This is a genomic window from Paenibacillus jilunlii, from assembly GCF_900102965.1.
Lineage (GTDB): Bacteria > Bacillota > Bacilli > Paenibacillales > Paenibacillaceae > Paenibacillus_AQ > Paenibacillus_AQ jilunlii.
The window spans coordinates 236,154-244,960 of the sequence record NZ_FNGM01000011.1; the positions used below are offsets into that span (position 1 = coordinate 236,154).

Here is an 8,807-nt window from a genome sequence, read left to right on the forward strand (position 1 = left end):
CCCTACCGCTGCGGAAGCAGCTTCACGTATTCATCCGATAAGCCCATCAGCTTCAGAATATATTCATAGTCGCTCTGATATTTATCGATATCCGCTACCGGCTGGAGCGTATCCAGCGACACCGCCTCGCCGTCTGCGAAGCCTTTGCCCGGCACGAACATAATCTCATTGTTGAAAAAAGAGCCTGTTGGCGAATAATAGCGCATGCCAACCACATTGCGGTCAATATTAAGCAGATCATGCCCAAAGGCCGTGAACCCTTCCTGCTTCAGCGATACCCCCAGCAGATTGGCGAGGGTCGGCAAAATATCCAACTGCCCCCCGGTCTGCTTGACAACCCGGCCCTGGGCCATGCCCGGCACGTGCATAATCAGCGGTATATTGAAGCGGCTGATCCGCGAATCGTAAGGAATTCCGAGCGCTTTCTCCACCTGTTCCGGGGGAACGTCCTTGGGCTGCAGCCCGAAATGATCGCCGTACAGCACCAGGACCGTATGGTCCCAGAGGCCATTCTGCTTCAGCCCGTCAATCAAGGTGCCGATGGCGTAGTCCGTATAGTTGATAGCAGTCAGATAGTCACCGAGCATCGTATTCTGCAAAGAGTCCGGCAGGGTGATTCTTTTGAAGGCATCAGGGATTTTGAAGGGATGATGGCTCGAAGCCGTCACCAGCTGGGCATAAAATGGCGTCCCCTTGGACTGCAGCGCTGCCAGCTTCTCCACAGCCGTCTTATACAGCTGCTCATCCGAAGCGCCGAAGGCGTTGAAATGGTCATTTTTGAAATCACCCTTTTCATAGTAGCCATTAAAACCCAGCGCCGGATACAGCTCATTGCGGTTCCAGAAGCCCACCTTGTTCACATGAAAAGTGTACGCCTCATAGCCTTTATCCCGCAAAAGGCGCGGCAGACTTGGCAGCACCCGGTCACCGAAGCCTGTGGACATCGCGAGCGTTGCAATCGGATAAATGGAGGTATTGCTCATAAACTCCGCATCCGAGGTATTGCCCGCTCCGATCTGCTGATAGACATGCGGGAAATAAAAACCTTCGCCGGCCAAGCGGTTCAGCACCGGGGTCAGCTCCTGTCCATCCAGCGACTGATGCAGCGGAAAGTTCTGAAAGGCCTCCATCTGAATCACGATTACATTCTTCCCTTGTTGTGAACCGAAATAATCCGGCATCGTCCCTGCAGGCTTGCTGCTGTAAGGATAAGACGCCTCCAGCGCGTCAACCTTGGCAATGGTCTCCTGAATATCCCCGGTGCCGATGAGGCCGTTATCTTCCTGGGATTTCATCGCCGCGAACACCTCATAGTTCAGAAACCCGGCGCTCTCCGCCTGCACCAGCTCATTGGTAACGCCGCGGGCCGCATGAACCGAGTAGGCCGATAGTGCACCGCCGCCGATAATGGACACAAGGATGACGATCCACTGCACTCTCCGCGCTCCAGGTGAGACATAGCGGCGCAGCGGAAGGGCCGGCCCTCTTTTCCATCTGCGGAACAGCCTGTAGACGCCTGCAATCACCAGATCCGCAAAAAACAGATAATCAATGCTCTGGATTGTAGATTCTACACTCTCTTTCACCTGAAACACCTGATTCAACTCATAAAAGGCCAGGTAGGTTGGAACGGAGCCGAAATGGTTAAAATAGACACTCGCCGCAAACAGCAGCAGCGATAGCAGGCCGTTAAAAGCCCAATACACCCCTGTCTTCATCCGCGCCGGAATGACCAGTGCCAGGATTCCCATCAGCAGCAGCACGGGCGCCAAATCCGCAGCAATCCATTCCCAGGCAATCCGGTCAAAAAACAGCCCCCGCAGCAGCAGCAGCTTCAGCCAGACCAGCCCTGCCACGATATAGAAATGCCTCCCTACCCGCACAGGTTTGTTCTCGTTCATAACTTCTCCTCTGTAACTTGTAGTTGATTTGTTAACCCAATTCTCTTTTTCTGTAAAATCTCAGATTTCTTTAGTATAACAATAGTTCTGCTCCTTATCAAAAAAGGACGCCGCCCCGCCTTTCGCTGGGCAGTGTAGCCGTTTTAGATTTTAGGATTAGGTTGCCTGATGACTCCGTAAACACGTTCTCGCCAGGCGAAACACCTCTTTTCCCATCCGTCCAGCCTCTCTGCTTGGATCGTACCAAACTCAAGTGGAAACAGTGTGAAACAGTGAACTTACATTCCCACTTCCGAGCAGACTTGAAAAAGGATAGGCTTACAGGTTCAGCACGATTGTTTCATCCCCCCCGACGTTGCTAGCGTACCCTCCATGAATCCTGCGGCAACTCTAAGTGGAAAAAGGCACACTAATTCAGCCCATTTCGCCCTTGGCGGAGTAATATAGCCCCAATAAGTTTCTTTTTTCCACCTAAATCTCACGATTGTTGATTTATTGAAAAAATAAGTTCCCTTTTTCCAACTAGCGCTTGTTCACCGTTTGCTCACCCTTTTGTTCCCCGGTTTTCTCGAGCGTTAGTTGGAAAGATATCATACTCTGACTGATCCTCACCTTTTCAGGTGAATTCAAAAAAAGCAGAGGGCTTCTTCCCTCTGCCGGTTCTTTGTTAGTTGACATCCTGCGCTACACCCGGGTTAGGCAAGTGAAGTCTGCGCCAGCAGCCTTTTGATGGAGCGGTTGGCTTCATGGAGCACAGTGTCCTTGTCTACCGTCTTCAGCAGCCCTTTATCCATGAGGATTTCACCGTCGGCGATCGTTGTTTCCACATCGGCCCGGGTCGCTGAATAGACAATGCGGGAGATCGGATCTACATCGAAGGAAGGGAAGGTATGGAAGTTGTAGAGATTCAGAATGGCGAGGTCTGCTTTTTTGCCAACCTCAATGCTGCCGATCTGATCCTCCATACCCACTGCTTTGGCTCCGCCGATGGTCGCCATCCGGAAGACACTTCTCGCATCCATCGTGGTCGGTCCATGCTGCGGCTTCTGAATTATGGCGGCCAGCCGCATCTCATTGAACATATCCAGATTGTTGTTGCACGGCGCCCCGTCTGCACCAAGGCTGAGATGAATTTGGGTCTGCAGCATGCCCGGTGTATCCGCGATGCCGGAAGCCAGCTTCAGATTGGAGCCCGGGCAATGGCTGACATGAACCCCGCGGTCACGCAAAATGCGCCGTTCCTCATCATCCAGCCAGACACAATGCGCCAGAATCAGACGTTCGTTCGCCAGCCCCAGATGATCCAGATAGACAATGTTGCGCATGCCGGTCATGGCCTGAACGATCTCAATCTCCCCCAGGTTCTCGGAAGCATGGGTGTGCACCTTGACCCCATAGCGTTCGGACAGGTCGCGCACTTCCCGCAGCAGCGGCTCGGTGCAGGAGATTACAAAACGCGGCGAGAACGCATATTGAATCCTGCCGTTGCCGTACCCGTTCCATTTTTCCAGCAAATCCACGCTCTCCTGGAGCGAAGCCGCCGTCTCCTCCTGCAGGGCCTCAGGCGCATCCGCATTCTTCTGGTCCATCATCACCTTGCCGGACAAGGCGCGGATGCCGCTCCTCGCGAGCGCCTGAAACGCAAAATCCGTATGATGTACCGTCTCCATATCCACAATTGTCGTTGTGCCGCTGGAAATCAGCTCTCCGATCCCCAGCATGGCCGAATAATACAGCGACTCCTCGTCATGCGCCGCTTCAAGCGGCCAAATCCGCTTGCGCAGCCAGTCCATCAGCTCCAGATCATCCCCCTTGCCCCGGAAGAGCGTCTGGCAGAGATGAATATGCGTCTGCACAAAACCGGGAATGACGGTACGGTTCTTGGCGTTAATCACCCGCTCATCCCCCTGCGCCACAAGGCCGCTGCCGATCTCGGCAATCAGGTTGTCCCTGATGCGGATATCTCCATAGATGATTTCTTCCTGCTTGTTCATTGTGATAATCTCTGCATTCCGGATCAGGATATTGGCCATCTTCATCGTCCCCCTTGTCTTGTGTTATCCATATCCGCCACTAGCACAAAAAGGCCACAAAAATATGCCTGGGCATATTTTCGTAGCCAGAAATTTACGGTTCCCGGTAGAGACCCTTAAACCAATTATTAAGGATATACGAAAAAAAGGATTATTCAATTGCTTGCTGAATAACCCTATCATAAATCAAAGACAACTTTAGTGTCAATGTATGTTATATAAAATAACATAAATATAATTTTAAATACTATTCGTCGGAAAATAGAGATCTCCACCAATTACGTGTCATGTTTAATGACAAAAAAATCATTTAGCAAGCATCCTCTGCTGATCTCCACAAGGGATATCCCGTTAACGGTTAACTGGCTTGTCCATTATTTCCGCTGGCTGTGAGCACTTTCTCGAATACAGAAAAGTTCGCCGTGCGCCCAGGAAAATCCACTACACCTCTGTGTTCATAGCCGAGCGAGGGATATAGCGCCAGCGCCCTTGCATTCTTGGCGTAGGTGTCCAGCCGGATGCTGGTATAGCCGCTGCTCTGGGCATGTTCTTCAGCAAAAGCAATCAGCTTGCGCGCAATCCCCTTGCCCTGCACCTCAGGATGAACTGCCAGCCGGTGCATAATGAGGTGCGGCCCCTGCCCCTCAGCCCAGTCAATGGCATCGTACTGCTCCGCCTGTTCCTCGTCCAGCACAATAATGCCGGCGATACCTCCCTGCTCTTCGTAGACATATAGCGTGCCTTTGTCCACATCCTCCGAGATGACCTCTTTGTTCGGGTAGCTCTCATCCCACTGGTCGCTTCCGCCGGCCTGCATGACCTGTACACATTTGGCAATCAGCTCCATGATCGCTCCAATCTCATCTCTACGTGCATTACGTATCTTCTCCCCACTCATGTACATCCCTGCTTCCTATCGGCATTTGAACCTGGTAAAGATTCTGTTAAGAAGTCTACCATATCCGGGAGCAGTATCGAAAGCGTGGATGCATCCACGCCAAGTTCTATAGAGGCGGGTGCGGTATACGGCATGCCACCTCTATAGAGCACCCTTATCCTGTTACTCCAGGCCTATTAGCCCAGCTCCAGCTTATGCCCGTCCTCGAAGCCCTTGGCGAAACCCGCGTCGAACCCCACGTTGTATGCTTCGGTGTAGCCCTGCTGAAAGGCGTCTCCCGGCGGCGTTTCCGGAGGGACGCCCAGATCCGGGGGGAGGGGCACCACCTGTGCCACGGGCGGAACCTCAACCGCCGCCACTACTTCTACCGGCGGTTGCACTACCTGCACCGGCTGCTGAACTACCTGCACTCTGCGGACAAGCCGGCGGCGGAATCTTCTTTTTCTCCGAAGCAAGAGGCCTCTCTTGGTCTTGCCGGTCCGGAGCGCCAGTCCTCTGCTCGTTTTGCGTGAAGGGCCTTTGCGGATTCTGGCTTTGCGCGACAGCAGCAGTGTGCGTCTGCGGGTTCTGCTGCCCGGGCGCACCTTTCCCAGCTTCTTTTTCTTCATCCTTCTACTCCTCCTGTACTCCATGTACTTCTCGCAGTACCGCCTGCGCAAGCCGGACTCAGCCATGGCGCAGCAGGATTTCCCCGTTTCGGCTGATGCAGCGAAATACCGGACATCATCCGGCACATCGCGCTCTGATATTGGCTCAAAATCCGGATATTGTCGCTCAGCTTGCGGGCTGTCAGCTCCGATTGCCCCGTAACCTCGGCGATACTCTCCAAGATGGCCGCAAGCGCAGCCTGGCTGCGGGCAATGGAGCGGATCATCTCCAGCTTGACGGCGTGTTCAGAGAGCAGCCCGCCGCTCATTTGCTGTCTTCCCCGAAATCGAAGCCCTCGCCGGACATGCCGCCAAAGCCTTCTCCGCCTTCTCCGCCATCTTCACCGCTGCCCAGCACCGCTTTTAAATTGCTGTACAACCCATTTTCCAGCTTGGTCAGCCCTTCAACCATTTCCACGATCACTTCGTGAATGGAGATGGTTTCCTTCAGCTGCTCTTCATGGGAGTCGAACGCTCTAGCGTGGATATGATGCTGTGTCCACTGCTTCACTTTTTCCGCTTCCACCGCCTTGGCCTCAAGAATCATTGCGATGTTCCACTGGATAGTAGCGGACGACTCCAGCATTTGCAGATAAGCCTTTTCTCTGCTCATCTTCCACCTCCTGCTCTGTAAGCGCTACTCTTCTTCCTGGCCGTTCAGTTCCTTGATAACCCTGCCCACCCCTTCAGCCATCGCCTCTTCCAGATCAGCAATCGCGTTGAGATAGGCAATAATATTTTTGTTGACCTGACCCGTGCTTTCCACCAGCCCGCTGAATCCGCCAAAATCAGGCTCTACATCCGGCAGATCATGGACAATTTGCGACATACGGACGGCTACGTGGCGTTCGGCGTCGAGAATCCGTGCCATCTGTTCGTGCGTATGGGCCATGTGCTGCAGGACCTTCGTTATTTTACTCTGCACCTTCATGTCTCCTTTGCTCAAACGCCCTGCTACAGCATATGCGGCAGAAGCCTTTACGGTGCTGGGCTTTGCAGGAAGTTGCAGAGCGGCACCGGGTTAAATTTCAGATTCTATAGAAAAGAGCGTAACCGGCCCCGACCAGACTTCAACGCAGGGGGCACGCATTATGTCAGAGGGAGAAAAGTGAAACGGTTACATCCGCCCACTTTTTGAATAGACTTGTATCAGGGGGGTACAGAGCAGCAATAGACGGAAACCGTATGGGGGGCAACGGGAGAGGCGAGGCTATGAAGGATTGACAAGGCGGAGATGCCGAGATTATGCTGGGGGTGGATTTGTACTTTTTTCCATATCCATATTTGCAGCCGGTACTGCCGGATGGGGGGCATTCTATTGAAACTCATGAGCACCCGACTGGATCTGCGGCCTTTAACACTGGCCCAGCTATCCTTGGCGGGGGTGAATTATGCGGGACTGGAGCGGGATTTTGGTCTGAACGCCAGCGGAACTGTACTGGACGATGAAATGCTGTATGCCATGCAGGTCAGACACTCCAAGGTACTTCAGGATCCGCTTAACTATCCATGGCTGACCAACTGGGCGGTTATCCAGCGGGATGAACAGCGGCTGATCGGCTTCATCATCCTCAAGGGCTGCCCGAACGATCAGGGCGAAGTTATCATAGGTTACACAATCAACGAGAGCCACCGCCGACAAGGATATGCTACGGAGGCATTGCAATGCATCTGCGGCTGGATTTTCAGCGATCCACGGGCGCTGTGGGTCATCGCCGATACCGAAACAGACAATGCCGCCTCGCACAAAGTCCTTAAGCACCTCGGCGCACAACAGCACCGGGAGGCCGAAGAGCTGATCTGGTGGCGCATCGCCCGGCCGGGCACCCAGGCTCCGGCAGGAACCGGGGTCTGATGCGCGCTTCGCCAGATGCAATGGTGAACCCCGTCGGCAGCAGGGGATACAATGATTGTGCTGAGGTGCAATCCAGGTGCCTCACTTGCCTGAGGGGAGCGGCGGCGATTGCCGGTAACAACGGCAGTTTTGCCGTTGTTGTGGGGGCCGCGGGCGCCTTCGGTGGAAACAACGGCAGTTTTGCCGTTGTTGAGGGGGCCGCCGGCTTGGGCCGGGCGAAATAACGGCACTTTTACCGTTGTTGAGGGGCCGCCGGCTTGGGCCGGGCGAAACAACGGCACTTTTACCGTTGTTGAGGGGGCCGCGGGCGCCTGCGGTGGAAACAACGGCACTTTTGCCGATACTGAAATGCTGCTGGGAGATCAGAGGTATTTTTACCTCTCATTTTTCCTAACTAATCGTTTCCTACCAGACCAGAGGTACTTTTACCTCTCATTTCGCCAAACTAACCATTTCCCACCAAATCAGAGGTACTCTTACCTCACATTTTACCGAACTAGATGGCGTAAAGTAAGTTGTGTACCAAAATTTGGAGCCTAGCAGGCAACAAAAAAGTAGGGTATTCTCGGGATTGCGAAACCACCAAGAAAGGAACCCTACTCGATGACTATTGTACCCGAAAATATGCTGAATAATCTATTTGAAAATCTTGTTATTCAATTTGTAAAAGACAATTTAGAGTCTATTATGCGAGCAGAAATCCAAGAATTCATGGCTACGGAAGAGTCCGGACCAAGCAACAGTCGCAATGGATATTACCCGCGCAGTCTGCACACGAAATACGGGAATGTGGAGAATCTTAAGGTTCCACGTGACCGTCAGAGTCAGTTCCAGACGCAACTGTTTGAGCCCTACCAACGGCGGGATGGGTGGCTGGAAGAAGCCGTCATCCAGATGTACAAAAGCGGCATGGGCACACGGGACGTGGCCCGGTTCATTGAAAGCATGTTCGGCAGCCATTATTCCGCAACGACCGTGAGCAACATTACGGCCACGGTGCTGGAGGACATTCAGAACTGGCAGTCCCGTCCGCTCGCCAAACGTTACGCCGTGATTTACCTGGACGGGCTGTACGTGAAGCTCAGACGAGGGACCGTGAGTGGTGAAGTCATCTATTTTGCGATGGGTATCGACGAAGAGGGACATCGTCAAATCCTGGGGTTCTACGTCGGCGGTCAAGAGAGTTCAAACGGCTGGCGGGAGGTCCTCAAAGATCTGTACCACCGTGGAGCGCAGGAAGTGCTTCTAGGTGTATTTGACGGACTTCCGGGCCTGGATGCCGCATTCAAAGAAATGTACCCCAAAGCAGATGTGCAGCACTGTGTGGTTCACAAGGTCCGTGCCACGTTCCCCAAAATCCGGGTCGAACACAAGACCGACGTCATTGAAGCCCTGAAGACGGTATACACCGCGCCGGATGAAGAGTTAGCCCGGGCCGCATTCGATACTGTGAAAGCCAAGTGGAGCAAGCTG

10 protein-coding genes and 1 riboswitch are annotated in these 8,807 nt (G+C 53.4%); of the genes, 3 read left to right on the forward strand and 7 right to left on the reverse strand.

The annotated features are described in order from the left end of the window. Positions 1-2: 2 nt before the first annotated feature. The 7 genes from BLQ82_RS19475 to BLQ82_RS19505 form a co-directional block, all read right to left on the reverse strand. On the reverse strand, positions 3-1,901 hold the full coding sequence (locus BLQ82_RS19475) for an LTA synthase family protein (protein WP_062523423.1): 1,899 nt from the start codon (positions 1,899-1,901) through the stop codon (positions 3-5). A gap of 695 nt (positions 1,902-2,596) precedes the next feature. Continuing rightward, positions 2,597-3,934, reverse strand: coding sequence for a 5'-deoxyadenosine deaminase (locus tag BLQ82_RS19480; protein ID WP_062523424.1), 1,338 nt, complete (start codon positions 3,932-3,934; stop codon positions 2,597-2,599). 63 nt (positions 3,935-3,997) lie between these two features. After that, positions 3,998-4,096, reverse strand: a riboswitch (purine riboswitch). A 196-nt stretch (positions 4,097-4,292) separates the two neighbouring features. After that, positions 4,293-4,832 carry a GNAT family N-acetyltransferase gene (locus tag BLQ82_RS19485; protein ID WP_062523425.1) on the reverse strand — a complete coding sequence of 180 codons (540 nt, stop codon included), beginning with the start codon at positions 4,830-4,832 and terminating at the stop codon, positions 4,293-4,295. A gap of 176 nt (positions 4,833-5,008) precedes the next feature. Continuing rightward, on the reverse strand, positions 5,009-5,440 hold the full coding sequence (locus BLQ82_RS19490; protein WP_062523426.1) for a hypothetical protein: 432 nt from the start codon (positions 5,438-5,440) through the stop codon (positions 5,009-5,011). After that, the gene (locus tag BLQ82_RS19495) at positions 5,437-5,748 is read right to left on the reverse strand and encodes a hypothetical protein (protein ID WP_062523427.1); all 312 of its coding nucleotides are present in this window, start codon (positions 5,746-5,748) and stop codon (positions 5,437-5,439) included. Before BLQ82_RS19495 ends, BLQ82_RS19490 begins: the two co-directional genes overlap by 4 nt. Next, positions 5,745-6,092 carry an alpha-helical endospore appendage domain-containing protein gene (locus BLQ82_RS19500; protein ID WP_062523428.1) on the reverse strand — a complete coding sequence of 116 codons (348 nt, stop codon included), beginning with the start codon at positions 6,090-6,092 and terminating at the stop codon, positions 5,745-5,747. The genes BLQ82_RS19495 and BLQ82_RS19500 overlap by 4 nt, the downstream gene beginning before the upstream one ends. Positions 6,093-6,116: 24 nt before the next feature. Next, positions 6,117-6,410, reverse strand: coding sequence for a nucleoside-diphosphate sugar epimerase (locus BLQ82_RS19505; protein WP_081758892.1), 294 nt, complete (start codon positions 6,408-6,410; stop codon positions 6,117-6,119). Positions 6,411-6,806: 396 nt separating this feature from the next. On the opposite strand from BLQ82_RS19505, the gene BLQ82_RS19510 reads away from it, so the two are divergent. From BLQ82_RS19510 to BLQ82_RS19520, 3 genes are all read left to right on the forward strand, one after another. Continuing rightward, complete coding sequence (locus tag BLQ82_RS19510; protein ID WP_244280879.1) at positions 6,807-7,334, forward strand: GNAT family N-acetyltransferase; 528 nt, start codon at positions 6,807-6,809, stop codon at positions 7,332-7,334. Beyond that, positions 7,334-7,558, forward strand: a complete 225-nt coding sequence (locus tag BLQ82_RS19515) for a hypothetical protein (RefSeq protein WP_074648424.1) — start codon at positions 7,334-7,336, stop codon at positions 7,556-7,558. The genes BLQ82_RS19510 and BLQ82_RS19515 overlap by 1 nt, the downstream gene beginning before the upstream one ends. 379 nt (positions 7,559-7,937) lie before the next feature. Then, on the forward strand, positions 7,938-8,807 hold an 870-nt coding region (locus BLQ82_RS19520), incomplete at its 3' end, for an IS256 family transposase (RefSeq protein ID WP_074648426.1).

Coding starts and splice junctions, on each gene's coding strand:
- BLQ82_RS19480 (WP_062523424.1), bottom strand. CDS start 3,934: ATGGCCAATATCCTGATCCGGAATGCAGAGATTATCACAATGAACAAG.
- BLQ82_RS19515 (WP_074648424.1), top strand. CDS start 7,334: ATGCGCGCTTCGCCAGATGCAATGGTGAACCCCGTCGGCAGCAGGGGA.
- BLQ82_RS19510 (WP_244280879.1), top strand. CDS start 6,807: ATGAGCACCCGACTGGATCTGCGGCCTTTAACACTGGCCCAGCTATCC.
- BLQ82_RS19500 (WP_062523428.1), bottom strand. CDS start 6,092: ATGAGCAGAGAAAAGGCTTATCTGCAAATGCTGGAGTCGTCCGCTACT.
- BLQ82_RS19495 (WP_062523427.1), bottom strand. CDS start 5,748: ATGAGCGGCGGGCTGCTCTCTGAACACGCCGTCAAGCTGGAGATGATC.
- BLQ82_RS19475 (WP_062523423.1), bottom strand. CDS start 1,901: ATGAACGAGAACAAACCTGTGCGGGTAGGGAGGCATTTCTATATCGTG.
- BLQ82_RS19485 (WP_062523425.1), bottom strand. CDS start 4,832: ATGAGTGGGGAGAAGATACGTAATGCACGTAGAGATGAGATTGGAGCG.
- BLQ82_RS19490 (WP_062523426.1), bottom strand. CDS start 5,440: ATGAAGAAAAAGAAGCTGGGAAAGGTGCGCCCGGGCAGCAGAACCCGC.
- BLQ82_RS19505 (WP_081758892.1), bottom strand. CDS start 6,410: ATGAAGGTGCAGAGTAAAATAACGAAGGTCCTGCAGCACATGGCCCAT.